General features: G+C 31.3%; 19 protein-coding genes. 13 read left to right on the top strand and 6 right to left on the bottom strand.

Annotated features, from left to right (window positions below):
* The 3 genes from N5D03_RS11655 to N5D03_RS11665 all read left to right on the top strand — a co-directional run.
* On the top strand, window positions 1-3,040 hold a 3,040-nt coding region (locus tag N5D03_RS11655; RefSeq protein WP_280051764.1), incomplete at its 5' end, for a T9SS type B sorting domain-containing protein.
* Between the two features lie 17 nt (window positions 3,041-3,057).
* Window positions 3,058-4,017 carry a PorP/SprF family type IX secretion system membrane protein gene (locus N5D03_RS11660; RefSeq protein WP_280051765.1) on the top strand — a complete coding sequence of 320 codons (960 nt, stop codon included), beginning with the start codon at window positions 3,058-3,060 and terminating at the stop codon, window positions 4,015-4,017.
* 11 nt (window positions 4,018-4,028) lie between these two features.
* Window positions 4,029-4,673 carry a hypothetical protein gene (locus N5D03_RS11665; RefSeq protein ID WP_280037650.1) on the top strand — a complete coding sequence of 215 codons (645 nt, stop codon included), beginning with the start codon at window positions 4,029-4,031 and terminating at the stop codon, window positions 4,671-4,673.
* A 37-nt stretch (window positions 4,674-4,710) separates the two neighbouring features.
* Here the strand turns inward: N5D03_RS11665 and N5D03_RS11670 are convergent, their stop codons facing one another.
* From N5D03_RS11670 to N5D03_RS11680, 3 genes are all read right to left on the bottom strand, one after another.
* On the bottom strand, window positions 4,711-5,652 hold the full coding sequence (locus N5D03_RS11670) for a substrate-binding domain-containing protein (RefSeq protein WP_280048964.1): 942 nt from the start codon (window positions 5,650-5,652) through the stop codon (window positions 4,711-4,713).
* Window positions 5,636-5,830: a hypothetical protein gene (locus tag N5D03_RS11675; RefSeq protein WP_038333573.1), complete on the bottom strand. Its 195-nt coding sequence runs from the start codon at window positions 5,828-5,830 to the stop codon at window positions 5,636-5,638. The genes N5D03_RS11670 and N5D03_RS11675 overlap by 17 nt, the downstream gene beginning before the upstream one ends.
* Before the next feature lie 177 nt (window positions 5,831-6,007).
* Window positions 6,008-6,955, bottom strand: a complete 948-nt coding sequence (locus N5D03_RS11680) for a hypothetical protein (RefSeq protein WP_280051766.1) — start codon at window positions 6,953-6,955, stop codon at window positions 6,008-6,010.
* Between the two features lie 121 nt (window positions 6,956-7,076).
* On the opposite strand from N5D03_RS11680, the gene N5D03_RS11685 reads away from it, so the two are divergent.
* The 9 genes from N5D03_RS11685 to N5D03_RS11725 all read left to right on the top strand — a co-directional run bounded on the left by N5D03_RS11685 (window position 7,077) and on the right by N5D03_RS11725 (window position 15,545).
* Window positions 7,077-7,748, top strand: coding sequence for a hypothetical protein (locus N5D03_RS11685; protein ID WP_280051767.1), 672 nt, complete (start codon window positions 7,077-7,079; stop codon window positions 7,746-7,748).
* A 111-nt stretch (window positions 7,749-7,859) separates the two neighbouring features.
* Complete coding sequence (trpS, locus tag N5D03_RS11690) at window positions 7,860-8,831, top strand: tryptophan--tRNA ligase (RefSeq protein WP_221854568.1); 972 nt, start codon at window positions 7,860-7,862, stop codon at window positions 8,829-8,831.
* A gap of 119 nt (window positions 8,832-8,950) precedes the next feature.
* Entirely contained in the window at window positions 8,951-9,280 is a 330-nt protein-coding gene (locus tag N5D03_RS11695; RefSeq protein WP_125349067.1) for an iron-sulfur cluster assembly accessory protein, read from the top strand.
* 1 nt (window position 9,281) lies between these two features.
* On the top strand, window positions 9,282-10,136 hold the full coding sequence (locus N5D03_RS11700; RefSeq protein ID WP_221854567.1) for a hypothetical protein: 855 nt from the start codon (window positions 9,282-9,284) through the stop codon (window positions 10,134-10,136).
* Window positions 10,137-10,140: 4 nt separating this feature from the next.
* Complete coding sequence (sufB, locus tag N5D03_RS11705) at window positions 10,141-11,598, top strand: Fe-S cluster assembly protein SufB (RefSeq protein ID WP_114999857.1); 1,458 nt, start codon at window positions 10,141-10,143, stop codon at window positions 11,596-11,598.
* Window positions 11,599-11,647: 49 nt separating this feature from the next.
* Window positions 11,648-11,992, top strand: a complete 345-nt coding sequence (locus tag N5D03_RS11710) for a four helix bundle protein (RefSeq protein ID WP_114999859.1) — start codon at window positions 11,648-11,650, stop codon at window positions 11,990-11,992.
* Window positions 11,993-12,031: 39 nt separating this feature from the next.
* A complete protein-coding gene (gene sufC / locus N5D03_RS11715) occupies window positions 12,032-12,787 on the top strand; it encodes a Fe-S cluster assembly ATPase SufC (protein ID WP_219035199.1) in 756 nt (251 codons plus the stop codon).
* A 78-nt stretch (window positions 12,788-12,865) separates the two neighbouring features.
* Window positions 12,866-14,185: a Fe-S cluster assembly protein SufD gene (sufD, locus tag N5D03_RS11720; RefSeq protein ID WP_280051768.1), complete on the top strand. Its 1,320-nt coding sequence runs from the start codon at window positions 12,866-12,868 to the stop codon at window positions 14,183-14,185.
* A 136-nt stretch (window positions 14,186-14,321) separates the two neighbouring features.
* Window positions 14,322-15,545 (top strand): cysteine desulfurase, encoded by a 1,224-nt coding sequence (locus N5D03_RS11725; RefSeq protein ID WP_257468255.1) that lies wholly within the window; start codon window positions 14,322-14,324, stop codon window positions 15,543-15,545.
* A 77-nt stretch (window positions 15,546-15,622) separates the two neighbouring features.
* Here N5D03_RS11725 and ssb read toward each other — a convergent pair whose 3' ends face one another.
* The 3 genes from ssb to N5D03_RS11740 form a co-directional block, all read right to left on the bottom strand.
* Window positions 15,623-15,949: a single-stranded DNA-binding protein gene (gene ssb, locus N5D03_RS11730; protein WP_125349072.1), complete on the bottom strand. Its 327-nt coding sequence runs from the start codon at window positions 15,947-15,949 to the stop codon at window positions 15,623-15,625.
* Window positions 15,950-16,029: 80 nt separating this feature from the next.
* Entirely contained in the window at window positions 16,030-16,413 is a 384-nt protein-coding gene (locus tag N5D03_RS11735; RefSeq protein ID WP_125349073.1) for a DUF3037 domain-containing protein, read from the bottom strand.
* Window positions 16,391-17,182 carry a HipA family kinase gene (locus tag N5D03_RS11740; protein WP_125349074.1) on the bottom strand — a complete coding sequence of 264 codons (792 nt, stop codon included), beginning with the start codon at window positions 17,180-17,182 and terminating at the stop codon, window positions 16,391-16,393. Before N5D03_RS11740 ends, N5D03_RS11735 begins: the two co-directional genes overlap by 23 nt.
* Window positions 17,183-17,291: 109 nt before the next feature.
* Between N5D03_RS11740 and N5D03_RS11745 the strand changes: the two genes are divergently transcribed.
* Window positions 17,292-17,939, top strand: a complete 648-nt coding sequence (locus N5D03_RS11745; protein WP_280051769.1) for an ElyC/SanA/YdcF family protein — start codon at window positions 17,292-17,294, stop codon at window positions 17,937-17,939.
* The last annotated feature ends 3 nt before the right edge of the window (window positions 17,940-17,942 follow it).

Consider the following 17,942-nt stretch of genomic DNA (forward strand, 5'->3'; position numbering starts at 1 on the left):
TAATAGTAATGGCGTTTCGTGTAGAAATGATGAAAATGATAAATACAAAAGTATAAATTATTATAAAGTAGTTTCAGGAGGTAGTTTTGAGTTTAAATATAATTTTACAGCAATCAATCCTGTTAATTTTCAAGTTTGGATTTTATCAGAAAATGAATTGAATAATTTTTTCTTTAATAATAAAACACGTTATAATTCTGTAAGAAGTTCTTTTAGTGATAAAAGTAATGATAGAGGATTGTTTAGTTCTGAAACTGATGAATGTGAATATTATGATAATATTAGAGGAAATGATGCTGATGGTGAATTAAAACCAATCGATGTAGTTGCTGGACAATATATTGTAATAGGATTTGTAAGTCGTGATTCTAATGCAAAAATTAGTTTTGTTACTCCGGGAGGTACAGCAATTGTATGTGAACCAGAGCCAATTAGTGGAAATACAGAATTGTCAGGTAAATGTTTTAGTGAAGTTTATACCATTTCAGAAGTTAAAGATAAAGTCAAATCACAAATTTCAGTAGATCATTCACAAATAGTTGATGTAAATAAAATAAAAATATTTAATTCAGTTACTTCTACAGATGAAATTACAACTGATATTAATTCTTCTATAGGATTAGGGCATACTTATATAGCCAAAGTCTATGATAATAGAAATGTAGAGATTTATAGATACACAGTTACTATTAATTTTAAAGCAGGATATAATTTCTATTTTACGGATTATACGTATGAAGTTTGTGGGAAAAATTATGTTGTTAATTATAAAGATATTATCGAGAAACACGTGACGGATTATACAGATGTGAATAATTTTAGAATTAATTATGTTGAATATGGAGGTGTAAGATATTCTGATGGTCAAACAATAAACTTTAGTGATGATCTTGTGAGAATGAATGTTTCTATCACTTATATAGGGACTGATTTATGTGAGAGTACAGATGATTTTCAAATCGATATTCGAGATGTCAAACATTATAATTTATATACACCAGAAATAATTACAACATGCAATTCTAAATTCACTATTAATAAATTTGATTTAAGAATTAAAACTCAGGTTATTAATGATGAAGATTACGATTTAAAATTTTATTTATCTGATGGAACAGAAGTTTATGAGAATAATGAAATAGATATAATTTCAGGTCAATTAAACTTAACATATCAAGCAGTTCATTATAGAACGGGATGTTTGGGTGAGAAAGGCACATTAATAATCAAACAAACCTCAAAAGCAAATATTCTTCCAGCAGAAATAAAAGATATTTGTTTAGCAGATTTTACACAAATCCATGTAGATAATACAATTGATAGAATTCAAAATGGTAACAACTATAACCTAAAGTATTATCAAGAAGATAGTTTAGTTGAAATTACAGATTTATTTACATATATCAAAACAACTAAAAATGGAAAAATCATTGTAAAAGCTTTGGCAGCTGATAATGGAAATACAATTTGTGATACAGTTGTAGAATTAACATTTAATTTAGACGAATCTAATTTCGACAAGATTGATAATATTCCAACACTTAATTCTACTTGTTCAGAAGTTGGTTTGGGATATACTTTTACGATTGTCAAAATCGAAACTTATTTAAAATCAAAACTTGGTAGAACGGATATTACGTTTAATGGAATTTCAGATGAAACGCTTTCTGATAATCAATCTAAAACAATTCGATTTAAAGTCAAAATAAACGGAGAAAACTGTTTTTCAGAAGAAATGTCGCTAAAATTACAAGTGATTACGAAACCAAATGTAACAGATACTACACAAGAATTAACGGCAGATTGTGATGATAAAATTACAATAGACGATCAAGTATTAAGTAATTTGTTTGGAGCAAATTCTATCATAGATTATGACTCCGAAATTTTGCATAATAATTCAACGCCATTAATTTTTGTAGGTGGAAAAGCAACGATTAAAGTTCGTTTTAAAAATAAATTAGACAATTCGTGTTTTGTTGAAAAAGAAATTATTATCAATGAAAAACAAGATTTAATTGTTGATGTTCTTGCTGTAGAAATGCATACACAAGATCATGAAATCATTTATTGTGAAGATAATCCTACTACTGCAAAAAATCAAATTCAATCTGTTTTAGATTATATCAAATTAAACTATCCAACTTTAGTTACGCAATCTTCTGTTGACGAAATTTATGCAAAATTTACGTCTAATAACGATTTTGTTGAGGTTGTTTTTAATGATCCAAATTATTGTGGTATTGCAACGATTAAGTTTTATTACAAAATAAATACTTTGCCAACAATAACAGTTTCACCAACTGGAGAAGTTTGTTCAGGAGACTTGTACAATTTAGATTTTACAACTCAAACAGATTACGATAAGTATTATTATGAGGTAGAAAAAGAAGATGGAACTAGAATTTTAGGAACATATATTTTTGAGCTTGATGCAGGTAATTATAAAATTACAATTGAAGATAAATTATCGGGTTGTTCTATTGTTAAAACGTTAGTTGTTTCTCTTTCAGTATTGCCTACAATTGATAAAATTACAATCAACGAAAAAAGTATAATTGTTTCTGCAAAAGGAAATGGAAAGTTAGAATATGCGTTGTTTGATTCTGATGGAAAAGTAATTGTAGATTGGCAAACAAAGAATGAATTAATTATTCCAGATAATATCAAAAATAATAATTTTACAGTAAGAGTAAGATTGAATAATTGTGGAGTTTCGGAGCGTAAAAATGTTATTTACCTTGCTTTACCAAATGTTGTAACACCAAATAATGATGGTTTTAATGATATTTGGCAACCAATGACAAAAGATGGTAAAGTTACCGATACATCAAATTCGTACAAATTGATTATTTTTGACCGTTACGGAAAACAGATATTGACACAAGAAGGAACAGATATTATAAAATGGGACGGAACGCTAAATGGTAAACCTGTTGCAGATGGGACATATTGGTATTTGTTAGAATTCTCGAAGCAATCAGATGATTTGCAAGTTTTATATTCTGGAAGTATATTAGTAAAACGTAAAATCAAATAATTGATTGAAAAATATTTATGAAAAAAATAACACTATTCATATTAACACTATTTTCACTTTCGAAAGTAGAAGCACAACAAGGGTTACCTTTTTACAATCACTATTTGGTGAGTGATAAAATGTTGATTAATCCTTCGTACGCAGGGCAGGATCCGAATGTGATTTCTATAACAGGAACGCACCGCAATCAGTGGGACGATTTGCCCGAAAGTCCAAGTACACAAACGGTAAGTGCGCACGGAATTATTGTAGATCGTTTGGCGTTGGGAATGCAATTTTTCAACGATAGAAATGGGGCAGTTAAAATGACTGGTTTCGGAATTAATGCAGCATATCACATTCCTATTGATGATAGAAGTTATGATGGAGACGAAATCAATGTTTTCTCTTTCGGTGTTGGTGCTTCTAATGTTTCGCAACGTTTTGATTATTCAAAAATTATCGCAGAAGATCCGAATGACCCTGCTTTACAAGAAGATAAATATTCTACATATTTTGCGAATTTGGGATTATCTTTCAAATATGCTGGTTTCTCCGCTGGAGTGTCGGTTTTGGATATTCCGTTAAGCCAAAATGTGTATTATGTGAACAATGTAGAGCCTTTGCCAACGTGGTATTATTTCAATGTTGGATATAAATGGAACGTTTCCGAAGGAATTGCGTTAGAACCTTCTTTGGTGTATAATTTGAACTCGAATTCGGAGCGTCATTTGGATATAAACTTGATGTCGCATATTGGTTTTGGAGACAATAATCAAGGCGTTGATATTGGAGTAGGGTACAAGCAAGGAATGGATTCTAAAAATAGCAATCCGTTGTTTGTTTCACCAATCCTAAAGTTTAAAGTTGGTTCTTTAAAAGCTGGAATTTCCTACGATATTGGTTTATCAGATTATCAAGTTGATGGTCGCAAGAACGGAATGTTATTTAGTTTAGGTTTCGATTTGCAAAACCCTTGGGGAGCAAGATTTGATTAATATTATGAATAATGAATAAAATTTTACTTTTAGTCCTATTTATTGTTGGTTGTTCATCTTTTAGTTTTTGTAAGTCAAGTCCAGAAACTAATTTTTGGAATTGGTTTAAAAAAAATGAAAAATACATTTATGATAATATAGATAGCAAAGAATTACAATTAGAATTGTATGATAAGATTAGAAATGAATTAGTAAAGGTTGATTCAAATTTAGCTTTTAATTCAAGTCCAATATTAGAAAATGGGAAAAGAGAATTTACGATTTCGGCTGATGGTTTAAAAGAGAGTTTTGTATCAGTTGAAAAACTAGTTAAACAATCTCCGAAATTCAAAAATTGGAATATTATTGCTTTTCGCCAAAGAATTGGTAATGATAATTTAGGAATTCGTTACAATGATTATGAAATATCTTATGATGATTTGTATTATAAATCGTCTATAAATGAAGGTTTATATGGAATAGATTTATACATCAAGAATTTTGATGGTAGTGGACAAATGCAAAATACAATTTATATTTTACTTGATGCTTTGTTAGGAGAATATGACACAACAATGCGTATAGATTGGATTGAATGGTATAGTTTGAATGAAGAAAATCTGTCTAATTTCAAACATATAATAGAATTAAGAAAAGAGATAGATAATAGAAAATAACCAAAAAAAACCTTCCATTTCGGAAGGTTTTCTGTTTTTATTGTAAGGGTTGTTCTAGATTATTAATTTGAACTTCACGTTTATAAATATAATAAGGTTGAAGACTTTCGCGTGTTACAATTTTTTGTCCACGTTGCGAACCTGCAAACCTTGTGAAACCAGCTCCAATTCCGAAACCAACTTCATTTTTCAAAATATAAATTTGACGATAAAAAGGATAAACACCATATTTCAAATTCGGAATAGTTGGCAATGCTAAATTTCCTTTATCATCTGCAATTGATAATATTTTTACCTTTTTAAGATATTCTTCAACTTTTGGATTTCCTTTGTCACTCAAAATATTTAATCCAATAATTCCGATTGCAGTTTTATCTTTTTGCACAAAGTCAATCACTTTTTCAGCATCACCCATCGCTGTTACTTTCGCTCCATTTTCTACAGATAATTTTAGTTTATCATTTATTGTATTGAAATTCGCTGAGTTTGGATGATCGTAAACAAACGTTATTTTCGGATCTTTTTTGTATAAATTGTCCTTAATATTATTTACCGTAATAGAATTGATTGGATTATCAACAGAAGTAATAAAAACTGTAGCGTCCAAAGCAATTACAGACGAAATATATTTGGTTGTTGTTTTGTTGAATAAATGTTGTTGTTGTGCTTTTGTAAGCGGTTTACTTACCATTAACAGAGGGATTTTACCTTCGTAAAAATCTTTGATTGCTTTTTCTTCAATTTCTTCGTTAATCGTAATTTTCACATCTGGATAATCAACCATGTACATATCTGCCAACGACTGCGCTAAATTTTTAAAACTTGGATCTACCGTCATTGCCAAATCTCCATATTCGTGCAAAGCGCGCTTTACAGCAGTTTTTTGTTCTGCTTTTGTTGGTTTTTCCTTGTCTTTACAACTAAAAGTAGAAAAAATAAGAAAGGCCGAAAGTGAAAGTAAACTAATTTTCTTGATCATTTTTATAAGATTTTATACCGCGATAAACACGAAAAGCGCCATAAACAATAAATAAAATACCCAATAACATCGCTTTTGTTTCATCTAATTTGATGATGAAAAACTGATATTTCCAAGTAAAAATTCCGATCAAAAAATAACCGAAACCAATCAATCCGTAAACAATATTCTTATTCATAATTCGCGACGAAGTTACAATTTTATTGTGTTAAGATTGACTTAAAACTTAAATTTTATACGACAAATATGCATTTAAAGGAACTTTTTCTGAATAGATATTCAATTTCTTAAACAATAGAAACCATCACACTCAAAAAAATGAATGCAATGGTTTCAGAAAGAAAAGTATTATTAATTATTCGTTTGTTTGAAATCTAACCGGAATTGAGAAAATTAAATTTGCATCAGAACCATCTTCTAATTTTGCAGGCGTTATTTTTTTACCTTTTCTTAGAATTTGTTTATTAATTCGCTCCAACGCAGATTTAGCTTCTTTCCCTAAATCTTGATTACTTCCGCTCAATGGTTTTACTTGCGATATTTCTCCATTTTTGTTCACAATAAATTGCATTTTAGCAACGGCTGTGCCTAGGTTTTTCTGAGAAGCAGTTTCGGCAAAATCACTTAATTCTCCACCCAACTCTTTCGAGATTTTATCACTCATACATTTTGTCAATGCAGCATTTCCTTTTTTGCTTTCGCTTTCACAACCCGGATAAATAGCCATTACCGCAGCATTTTTCGCTGTAATTGCAACATCAGGTTTTTTAAGTTCTAGAGTTTTTGGTCCTTCTGGAATGTCCGTATTTTGTTTACCTATTTTATTTCCTTCAGGACTTTCTTCACCACCGCCAACTTGACCTTTAGAAGGATCTCCATCTCTATTAAAAAGACCTAAATCTACTTTTTTCAGTTCGTCAACAGATTTTATAGTTTCTTCAATTTTCGGACTTTCTGTTGGAGTCGGAATAATGTGTTTCGCCTGATCTGTTTTCAATTGAATTGTTTTTTCTTCCATCGGTGGATCTTCTTTTGGAGGAACAACTTCTTCAACTTTTTTATCGGGAGGAGGAGGAGTTACATCATCTAAAATAACAATTACACCATCACCTTTTTTTGTTATTTCATTATTCATTGTTCTATTATTTGCATAAATAGTTCCACCAGTAATTAATGCAACAATACCAATCCCTACAAAAAGAGACTTCATCAAATCTTGGCTTGCAACTTGTCTTAGTTGATACGCACCATATTCTTTGTTTCGATTTTCGAAAAGAATGTCTAAAAAAGCTTTGTTACTCATATCAATATAATTTAAGGTTAATGAATCTTTTTTCTTTATAGATTCATCTTTTTGTAAAAAGGTTGGTTGAGGTTTGAAAAATTTTCGAAAAAAGTTTAATTTTATTGAAAAGTAGATTTTTATGCAGCTACAAATTGATAAAAAATGCAATCAGAATTGGAACGAAATGGCTGATACAAACGCACAACAAAAGTTTTGTGATGTTTGTTCTAAATGTGTTCACGATTTGGATCATTATTCATTCAAAGAATTAAAAACTTTTCTGAATGATAATCCTGCCGCTTGTGTAAAAATTAAAACTAGAAATTTAGAACAGTTTAATTCATACGAAGCTTCAAAATCTATTTCTAATCAATCCAAAAGATGGTTACAACTTTCTTCTTTAGTTGGATTTTTGAGCTTTTCAACTATTACAAAAGCACAAACCGAAAATGACTCGATTGTTGTACAAGGTTTATTGTATGATACAAATGGATTCCCTATTTCGGATGCAGAAATTAAGTTGAAAGAAAGTAACAAAATATCAGTTACAAATCAAGATGGGAAATTTGAACTTAAAGTTCCTAAAGGACAGTCAAATTACGAAATTGAATACAAAGAATATTCTGTTGATAAAATTCAATCATTCACTTTTAGTAATCCCGAAGTTTGTCAAAAAATTATAAGTAATAACGAAGCAAGTGAAGTTACTTTAGGAGCTACTGTTGTAAGTTATTATAAATCTCCAACTATTTTAAGAAAAATAGGTCGCACAATCACTTGGCCATTTCGACAAATTGGGAAGATTTTTTAGTTGATCCATATGTTTTTCGTCATTCTTGTCAATTAATTCAAATAAACTTCTCGTTACAATTGGTGCATTTCGTTGATTAAGTTTATCTTTGTTCCTTAAATTTTTAAACAAATGCCAAGAATACTTACAGGAGTTCAAGCTACTGGAACTCCGCACTTAGGAAATATTTTAGGAGCAATTTCTCCCGCAATCGAATTAACGGAGAAAGAAGGAAATGACTCTTTCATTTTTATTGCTGATTTACACGCTTTAACGCAAATTAAAGACGCGGAAGTGTTAAAACAAAATACGTACGAAGTGGCTGCAACTTGGCTGGCATTAGGTTTAGATCCTTCGAAAGTAGTTTTTTACCGTCAATCTGATGTGACTGAAACAACAGAATTAACATGGTATTTATTGAACTTCTTTCCATTTCAACGTCTTACTTTAGCGCATTCTTTCAAGGATAAAGCAGATTATTTAGCAGATGTAAATGCTGGATTATTTACGTATCCAATTTTGATGGCTGCGGATATTTTATTGTATGATGCTGAAGTTGTACCTGTTGGGAAAGATCAATTGCAACATTTAGAAATTACACGTAGTGTTGCCGAAAAATTCAATCACCAAATGGGAGAAAATTTTGTTTTACCACAAGCTGCAATCGACGAAAATATTATGTTGATTCCAGGAACTGATGGAAACAAAATGTCTAAATCAAGAAATAATTTCATCAATATTTTCTTACCAGAAAAACAATTGCGCAAGCAAGTAATGTCGATTGAAACGGATTCAACGCCATTAGAAGATCCAAAAAATCCAGATACAGACAATGTTTTTGCTTTATACAAATTATTGGCAACGCCAGAACAAATAGAGGAAATGCGTCAAAATTATTTGAATGGAGGTTACGGATATGGTCATGCAAAACAGGCTTTATACGAATTGATTTTAGAGAAATATGCTGATGCGCGTACTAAGTTTGATGAATTGATGAATGATAAAGTGACTTTGGATGCATTTTTAGAAAATGGAGCATTGAAAGCAAGAGGTGTTGCACAAAAAGTATTGAAACGTACACGAAACAAATTGGGATTGAAGTAATTTGATCCAATTGTAAGTTGGCGATAAATAATATAACTTAAGCGATTGTTAATATTTATATCGTTCATTATTTGAAGTCATTTTAAATAAGTACCTTTGCAATATAAAATTAGAATCAAATGATTAAGGTTTCAGAATCAGCAAAAAATAAAATAATTTCACTTTTACAAGAAGAAGGAACTTCTATCGAAGAATCTTTTGTTCGCGTAGGAGTTACGAGTGGAGGATGTTCAGGTTTAAACTATAATTTAGAGTTTACGAAAGAACAAAACGCAGATGACAAATTGTTTGACGACAATGGCGTAAGAATTTTGGTTGACAAAAAATCATTTTTATACCTTGTTGGAATGACATTAGAATATTCGGGAGGATTGAATGGGAAAGGTTTTGTATTCAATAATCCAAATGCATCGCGCACGTGCGGTTGTGGAGAAAGTTTTGCTGTTTAAGATGAAAAAAATAGCTTTATTCGTTACGTTTTTGATTGGTTTTGTTGCTTTTGGACAAAATACAATTGTAGAAAAAGATTTGATGGTTTTTCAACCAACCGAATCTTCAAAAAAATTGAATAAAGCTTATTCAGAACAACTATTTTTCGGTTTGTTTAATGTAAAACCTTTTATAAAAGCGTTGGATTTAGACGAATCAAAAATCAAAACAATCACCATTACCAATGCATCAAACAAAAAAGTTGCGTACAAAGCAAATTATGATGCGACAGGAAATCTTCTTGATTTTGAATTGACAGATGAGGTTGCAACACCAACTAAAGTAAGTTATACGTACAAAGATGGTGTAATTTCTGCTGAAACAATAGCAAGAAAAGGAAGTGAAGTAAAAACAAATCAATTCTTTTATGACCAAGAAAATATGTATGTCAAAAACGGAAATAAACTATTTGATATCATTTGGTTAGAAGGAGATGTGATGTTGAAGAAAACCTATATGGAGCAGAAAATTGGTTTCGAAGATCGATTAATGCACGATTGTAGAATTACAAAATCATTAGGTCAAGACATTAATAAGATTTGTTATAGCAATTCGACATTTCAGGTGCCATTCAAAATAAAAGAATATACACCAGATGTTGCGCAAAAAACAGAAAAAATTAATTTGGTAGAAGGACCTTGGTCAGAAATTAAATTAATTGCTCAAAATAAATATCAGATTTCGAAAAATAATCAACCACAATTTGAGGTGATTTTAGATCAAAATCAACGATTAAAAGAATTCAAATTTTTAGGAAATAAAGCTGATAAACAGCAACCTTTACAGTTTAATTTTACCTATACATTTTATAAATAATAAGATGAGTAACACAAAATATACAGAAGACGATCTACGTGAAGATCTTGCTAGCCAAAAGCAATATGAGTTTGGTTGGACGACTGAAATGGAATATGAAGAATTCCCAGTTGGATTGAATGAAGATATCGTGCGTGCTATTTCAGCCAAAAAAGAGGAGCCTGAGTGGATGACGGAATGGCGTTTGGAAGCTTACCGCGCTTGGGTTAAAATGGAAGAACCAGAATGGGCAAACGTAACTTACGAAAAGCCAGATTTTCAGGCTATTCAGTATTATGCAGCTCCAAAACCAAAGAAAGAATTAGCAAGTTTAGACGAAGTTGATCCTGAATTATTAAAAACTTTCGAGAAATTAGGAATTTCTTTAGATGAACAAAAACGTTTGTCTGGAGTTGCGATTGATGTGGTTTTTGATTCAGTTTCAGTAAAAACAACTTTCCGCGAAACATTAGCAGAAAAAGGAATTATTTTTATGTCAATTTCGGAAGCAATTAAAGAACATCCAGAATTGGTGAAAAAATACATTGGTAAAGTAGTTCCGCCAACAGATAACTTTTATGCAGCTTTAAACTCGGCAGTTTTCTCGGACGGATCATTCTGTTATATTCCAAAAGGTGTTCGTTGTCCAATGGAATTATCAACGTATTTCCGTATCAACTCTGCAGGAACAGGACAGTTTGAGCGTACTTTATTAATTGCGGACGAAGGTGCTTATGTTTCGTATTTAGAAGGTTGTACAGCGCCAATGCGTGATGAAAACCAATTACACGCTGCTGTGGTTGAGTTAATCATTATGGATGATGCTGAGATCAAATATTCTACTGTACAAAACTGGTATCCTGGTGATGATAAAGGAAAAGGTGGAGTTTTCAATTTTGTAACAAAACGTGCAGTTTGTGAGAAAAATGCAAAAGTATCGTGGACGCAAGTTGAAACAGGTTCTGCGGTAACGTGGAAATATCCATCTTGTATCTTGAAAGGAGATAATTCGGTAGGAGAGTTTTACTCAATTGCGGTAACAAATAATTATCAACAAGCGGATACAGGAACAAAAATGATTCACATCGGTAAGAATACGAAATCGACAATTATTTCGAAAGGTATTTCTGCTGGTAAATCGCAAAACTCTTATCGTGGTTTGGTGAAAGTGATGAAAAATGCCGAAGGAGCACGTAACTTCTCGCAATGTGATTCATTGTTGATGGGTAACGAGTGTGGTGCGCATACTTTCCCTTACATCGAGATCGAAAATAAATCGGCTCAATTAGAGCACGAAGCAACAACTTCTAAAATTGGTGAAGATCAATTGTTCTATTGTAATCAACGTGGTATCGATACAGAAAAAGCGATTGCATTAATCGTAAATGGATTTAGCCGCGAAGTATTAGACAAATTACCAATGGAATTTGCCGTTGAAGCCAAAAAATTATTAGAAATCTCATTAGAAGGTTCTGTAGGATAGTTTATTAATGTGATAATGTGTTGATGAGTTAATTATAAATGTGTTAACGATGGAAAAAGATAATATCATTTTAAAATTAACTTTAGAATTTTCACTATTAATAATAGAATATTGTGAAGAACTTGAAATGAATAAAAAGTTTGTAATTTCAAACCAATTATTAAAATCAGGAACTTCTATCGGAGCTAATATTAGAGAAGCTCAAAATGCTGAGAGTATGAACGATTTTATTCATAAATTCAAAATTTCAGCAAAAGAAATTGACGAAACTATGTATTGGTTAGAATTATGTCAATTATCAAAGAATTATCCCAATTCAGAGTATTTAACCGAAAAATTGGTTAATATTTCTAAAATTGTGAATAAAATTATAAGTACATCAAAATCAAGATAATTAAAGAATTATCACATTAACTAATTTACAAATTAGATTATGTTATTAAATATAAAAGACTTACATGCTCGTATCGAAGAGCGCGAAATTTTAAAAGGTTTAAACCTTCAAATTAATCCAGGTGAAGTTCACGCGATTATGGGACCTAATGGTGCAGGAAAATCAACTTTATCTAACGTTATTACAGGTAAAGAAGATTACGAAGTAACCGATGGTGATATCGAGTTTGATAATGAATCAATCTTAGAATTAGCACCAGAAGAAAGAGCACAAAAAGGAATTTTTATGTCTTTCCAATATCCAATCGAAATTCCTGGAGTTTCTGTAACAAACTTCATCAAAACTTCTATCAACGAAACGCGTAAAGCGCAAGGTTTAGAAGAAATGGGAGCTTCTGAAATGTTGAAAGAAATTCGTGCAAAAGCTGAATTATTAGGAATCAAAAAAGATTTCTTATCTCGTTCGCTTAACGAAGGTTTCTCTGGAGGTGAGAAAAAACGTAACGAAATTTTCCAAATGTTAATGTTAAACCCAAAATTAGCCATCTTAGATGAAACTGATTCTGGTTTAGATATTGATGCTTTACGTATTGTTGCGGATGGTGTAAACGAATTCAAAAATGAAAACAATGGAGTGTTAGTAATTACACACTACCAACGTTTATTAGACTATATCGTTCCTGATTTTGTACACGTTTTAGCAGACGGAAAAATCATTAAATCTGGTGGTAAAGAATTAGCTTTAGAATTAGAAGCAAAAGGTTACGACTGGGTAAAAGAAGAAGCAGGAATCTAAACATTTTGTAAAATGTAAAATGTATTAAGTCCAAAGTACTTTTTACTTCTTACATAATACATTAATACAATATCTAAAATGATTGATTTAAAAGAAAATTTAGTTTCTCGTCATTTAGTGTTCAACGAAAAAAACAAAGTGAATAAAGAAATCGAAGGTTTACGTCAAGAAGCCATCGAAATCTTTAATCAAAAAGGTTTTCCGACACGTAAAGACGAAGAATGGAAATATACAAATCTTGCTCCTTTGTTGAAGGTGGATTACAAATTGTTCCCAGAAGACGAAGTTGCAATTGAGTACAAAGACATCAAGAAATATTTGATTAATGATATCGATACGTACACAATCGTATTCATTAATGGAAAATATTCTTCGTTTTTGTCAAATACAACACATGATGAAGCTGATATTTGTGTCTTGTCAAGCGCAATGCATAAAACAACTCATCAAGCTGTAATTGAGAATTATTACGGAAAAATTGCGAAAAAAGGTGAAAGTTTAGTTGCTTTAAATACAGCTTTTGCAAAAGATGGAGCTTACATTTATGTTCCAAATAATGTAATTTTATCTAAGCCAATTCAGATTGTTTATTTCTCAACAGGAGCTTCTCAAGAAGCGATGTATCAACCACGTAATTTGGTTGTAGTTGGAGATAATGCGCAAGTTCAAATTATCGAAAGACATCAAACATTAGACGAAAAAGCAAACTTAACAAATGTTGTTTCGGAGGTGAATGTTGGACGTAATTCTGAGATTCATTGGTACAAATTCCAAAATGATTCTAACGATGCTTCTTTAGTTGATAATACATACATCAATCAAGAAAGAGATTCTCGTGCCAATGTATTTACGTTTGCTTTTGGAGGAAAATTTGTACGTAACAATTTGAATTTCTTCCAAAATGGAGAAAATTGTAACTCTGTAATGGACGGAATTACGGTGATTGATGGAAAACAACATATCGATCATCATACATTTGTGGAGCATAATTTCCCGAATTGTGAGTCGCACGAATTGTACAAAGGAATTTATGATGAGAAAGCGCAAGGAGTTTTCAATGGTAAAATCTATGTTCACAAAGAAGCGCAAAAATTGAATGCATTCCAACAAAATAATAATGTTTTATTATCTGATGGAGCTTCAATTAATACAAAACCTCAATTAGAGATTTTTGCTGATGATGTAAAATGTTCGCACGGATGTACAGTTGGACAATTAGAAGAAGAATCTTTGTTCTATATGCAACAACGTGGTATTCCAAAGAAAGAAGCGAAAGCAATGTTATTGTATGCCTTTGCTGCAGACGCTTTGCGACATGTACAAATTCCACAAATCTCAAATCGAGTTAACTCTATAATTGCAAAAAAATTAGGAGTTAGTTTAGATTTCGAATTATAAAATATAGTTCTGAGTTATAAGTAATAAGTTTTAAGTTGAACTTATTTTGAAATATAAAGTAAGTATTTGAAACTATTTTGAATACTTACTTTTTTATTACACATCACTCATAACTCATTACTCAAAACTTAAAAAAATGTCAATAGATATTCAACAAATAAGAAGTCAATTTCCAATTTTAAATAGAGAAGTCAACGGAAAACCATTGGTTTATTTAGATAATGGTGCAACTTCTCAAAAACCGAAAGTTGTTTTAGATGTTTTGGACGAATATTACGAAAAGTACAATGCAAATGTACATCGTGGAATTCATACATTAAGTCAAGAAGCAACAGATTTGATGGAAGAATCGCGTCGTAAGATTCAGAAATTTATCAATGCGAAACACGATTACGAAATTATTTTTACGCGTGGAACGACGGAAGGAATTAATTTAGTTTCTAATTCACTTCGTAATGTTTTATCAGCCGATGATGAAATTATTATTACCGAAATCGAGCATCATTCTAATATCGTTCCTTGGCAATTGTTGTGTCAGCGAACTGGTGCTAAACTAAAATATATTCCGTTAACTGCAGAAGGTATTTTGGATATTGAGAAGTTGGATGATTTATTGACAGATAAAACCAAATTAGTTTGTGTTAATCAAGTTTCAAATGCATTAGGTGTTGTAAATCCGATCAAAACAATTATCGAAAAAGCGCATGCAAAAGGTGCTTGGGTTTTGATTGATGCGGCACAATCTGCTCCACATACTGCAATTGATGTTCAAGCAATGGATTGTGATTTCTTGGTTTTTTCTGGTCATAAAATGTACGGTCCAACTGGAATCGGTATTTTGTATGGAAAAGAAGATATTTTGAATGAATTACCACCTTTCCACGGAGGAGGAGAGATGATAAAAGATGTAACAATGGAGGTTTCAACATACGCTTGTTTACCTTTCAAATTCGAAGCTGGTACACCAGATATTGCAGGAATTATCGGACTTGGAGCTGCGGTAGATTTTATCAATTCTATTGGAATGCAAACGATTCACGATTACGAAAAAGAATTGGTAGATTATACAATTCAACGTCTATCAGAATTTGATGAAGTGGAGATTTATGCAAAAGATGCAGAACATTCTGGCGCAGTTTCTTTCAACTTAAAATTTGACGGCGTTCATTCATCTGATGTCGGAATGATTTTGGATAAAAAAGGAATTGCTGTTCGTACTGGTCATCATTGTGCACAACCAATTATGCAGCATTTCAATATTCCGGGAACGGTACGAGCTTCATTCGCTGTTTATAATACAAAAGAAGAAATAGATACATTTATTGAAGGTCTAAAAACCGCGATTCGAATGTTAGGATAATTCATATTCCAAATTTATTTTGGAATCTTATAAAATAATAAAAGGGAAACATCACTGTTTCCCTTTTATTTTAAACGCTAAAGAAGTACAATTTCATCAATTATAATTTCTGTAATCGTTTTTTGTTGACCATCTTTATCTTGATAATCTCGGTAAGTCAATTTGCCTTCTATAGCAAGTTGCTTCCCTTTTTCTACATGTTTTTCGATCACATTTACAATTGGTCCGTAAGCAACTAAATTGTGCCACGTCGTTTGCTGAACTTTCTCACCTTTGCTATTTGTGTAGCTTTCGTTCGTTGCTAGACTAAATTTTGTAAACTTCTTTTCGTTTTCTAATGTTTTAACATCAGGATTGCTACCAACATTCCCAATTAGCTGAACTTTGTTTCTTAATGTACTCATGGCGATAAATAATTTAAAATTAATGTATGACCAAATTTAAGAAAATATTTTTAAAACATTCGTTTTTAAGCGTTTAACTTTTATAAAACATGTTCTTTATATAATTGATCCAAGGTTTTATCAAGGTTTGTTGTTTTACCAGGATGCGGACGAGAACTTTGGATAGACGAACTTCTGACAGCTGTTAACCAACGAAAACGTTCAGGGGTTTCGAAATTAGATACAGCAGATTCGGGATGAATTCCTTCGGCAATTTTAGACAAAGCATTCAAATTACTGTCAATAAAATCAAGATCTAATTCGTGGCAAAAAGCATTGATTCTACTATCATTAATAAAATATTTTACTTTCAAATAATCTTCTTTTTTCGAAAATAAAATTACTCCAACATTGATAAATTCTTCGCGTTCAACTTTAGGAACCAAACGAAGAATTGCATACTCATATAAGATTTTTTCTGGCATTATTCGCTTCGTTTATAAAAAGTTCGGAATGTTGTAATCGTGTTTTGATAAATGTTTTGTAAACCGTTCTCATTTCTTCGTGAGTAGCATGTGTAACTTCTGTTTCTAACCATTCATCAGGAATCAAATCGACAATTTTATCAATGATTTCATCATTCAAAATCACTTTAAATTCTGCATCAGCTTCTTCAAGTTTTGTAGCATTTTTCAATAGAACATGGTCTTTAATTGGCGTAAAGGGAGCAAGAGCTGCTTTTTCCCAATTGTCCCACGAATGATGAAAATAATAGGAAGCACCATGATCAATCAACCACAATTCTTTGTGCCACATTAACATATTTGTATTGCGAAAAGTACGATCAACATTCGTCAAAAAAGCATCTAACCAAACAATTTGAGAAGATAATTTATCATCAATTTTCATTACAGCAGGATCATAATTGATTGCACCAGATAAATAATGCAAAGCCAAATTAGTTCCTTCGCTAAATTTTAACAAATCCTGAATTTCTTCATCAGCTTCGGATTGACCAAAATATTCGTCCAAATTTGCAAAAACTAATTCAGGAACTTTAAATCCTAAAACACGTGCAATTTCTCCTCCTAACAATTCGGAAATCAACATGCGAGGACCATGACCAGCACCTTTAAATTTTAAAACATATTTAAAACCGTCATCTGCATCAGCTAGTGCAGGCAAAGAACCTCCTTCGCGTAAAGGTTGCAAATAGCGTTCAACGGTAACTGTTCTTAACTCAATCTCATTCATTTTCTAAAATTACGATGAAAAATTTAAAATAATTTTCACATTTATAATTTTTAAATATCACTAAACTTATAGACTTTTGAATGTTAAAATTTTTTAAAACAAAAGATAGTTGAGTAAACTTGTAAGAATAGGAAGATTTGTAATGCGTAAAAGTATGTTTATCGTTGGATTAATAGCGGTTTTCACTTTGATCGTTGCATTGATTATTCAGATTTTTACTTCGTATTACATTTACAATTATCAAGGAAATATTCCGTCAGATTATCGTGTAGCAGTTGTCTTTGGTGCAAAAGTGCAAGCTAATGGACAACCAACTCGTTTTTTAAAAGATCGTTTGGATGCTGCAATTCGACTTTACAAAGAAGATCAAGTGGATGTAATTTTACTTTCTGGAGAAAAACTTCACGAGAATTTTAATGAAATTGATGTGATGGAAAAATACTTGTTGGATAGAGGTGTCAAAATTGAAGATACTTATCTCGATGGGGCAGGTTTGGACACGTATAGCACGATTTATAGAACCAAAAATATTTATCAATTTGATAAAGTGATTTTAATTTCTCAATCTTATCATCTCAAAAGAGCGCTTTTCTTAGGAAAAGTTTTCGGATTAGATTGTATTGGATATAATGCAGATAGTGGACCTTATAAAACAGAAGGTAAACAGAGTTTTAGAGAGATTTTAGCGAATATAAAAGCTTTGTTGGATATTGGGAATGAAAGAGCACCAGAAGTGATTATAGCGCCTAAAAAATAAAAA

Origin of the sequence: Empedobacter sp. GD03861 (assembly GCF_029840885.1) — a bacterium.
Taxonomy (GTDB): domain Bacteria; phylum Bacteroidota; class Bacteroidia; order Flavobacteriales; family Weeksellaceae; genus Empedobacter; species Empedobacter falsenii_B.

Bases quoted from the DNA above. Each gene is read 5' to 3' on its own strand.
- N5D03_RS11660 (WP_280051765.1), top strand. From the start codon at position 3,058: ATGAAAAAAATAACACTATTCATATTAACACTATTTTCACTTTCGAAA.
- N5D03_RS11665 (WP_280037650.1), top strand. From the start codon at position 4,029: ATGAATAAAATTTTACTTTTAGTCCTATTTATTGTTGGTTGTTCATCT.
- N5D03_RS11670 (WP_280048964.1), bottom strand. From the start codon at position 5,652: ATGATCAAGAAAATTAGTTTACTTTCACTTTCGGCCTTTCTTATTTTT.
- N5D03_RS11675 (WP_038333573.1), bottom strand. From the start codon at position 5,830: ATGAATAAGAATATTGTTTACGGATTGATTGGTTTCGGTTATTTTTTG.
- N5D03_RS11680 (WP_280051766.1), bottom strand. From the start codon at position 6,955: ATGAGTAACAAAGCTTTTTTAGACATTCTTTTCGAAAATCGAAACAAA.
- N5D03_RS11685 (WP_280051767.1), top strand. From the start codon at position 7,077: ATGCAGCTACAAATTGATAAAAAATGCAATCAGAATTGGAACGAAATG.
- trpS (WP_221854568.1), top strand. From the start codon at position 7,860: ATGCCAAGAATACTTACAGGAGTTCAAGCTACTGGAACTCCGCACTTA.
- N5D03_RS11695 (WP_125349067.1), top strand. From the start codon at position 8,951: ATGATTAAGGTTTCAGAATCAGCAAAAAATAAAATAATTTCACTTTTA.
- N5D03_RS11700 (WP_221854567.1), top strand. From the start codon at position 9,282: ATGAAAAAAATAGCTTTATTCGTTACGTTTTTGATTGGTTTTGTTGCT.
- sufB (WP_114999857.1), top strand. From the start codon at position 10,141: ATGAGTAACACAAAATATACAGAAGACGATCTACGTGAAGATCTTGCT.
- N5D03_RS11710 (WP_114999859.1), top strand. From the start codon at position 11,648: ATGGAAAAAGATAATATCATTTTAAAATTAACTTTAGAATTTTCACTA.
- sufC (WP_219035199.1), top strand. From the start codon at position 12,032: ATGTTATTAAATATAAAAGACTTACATGCTCGTATCGAAGAGCGCGAA.
- sufD (WP_280051768.1), top strand. From the start codon at position 12,866: ATGATTGATTTAAAAGAAAATTTAGTTTCTCGTCATTTAGTGTTCAAC.
- N5D03_RS11725 (WP_257468255.1), top strand. From the start codon at position 14,322: ATGTCAATAGATATTCAACAAATAAGAAGTCAATTTCCAATTTTAAAT.
- ssb (WP_125349072.1), bottom strand. From the start codon at position 15,949: ATGAGTACATTAAGAAACAAAGTTCAGCTAATTGGGAATGTTGGTAGC.
- N5D03_RS11735 (WP_125349073.1), bottom strand. From the start codon at position 16,413: ATGCCAGAAAAAATCTTATATGAGTATGCAATTCTTCGTTTGGTTCCT.
- N5D03_RS11740 (WP_125349074.1), bottom strand. From the start codon at position 17,182: ATGAATGAGATTGAGTTAAGAACAGTTACCGTTGAACGCTATTTGCAA.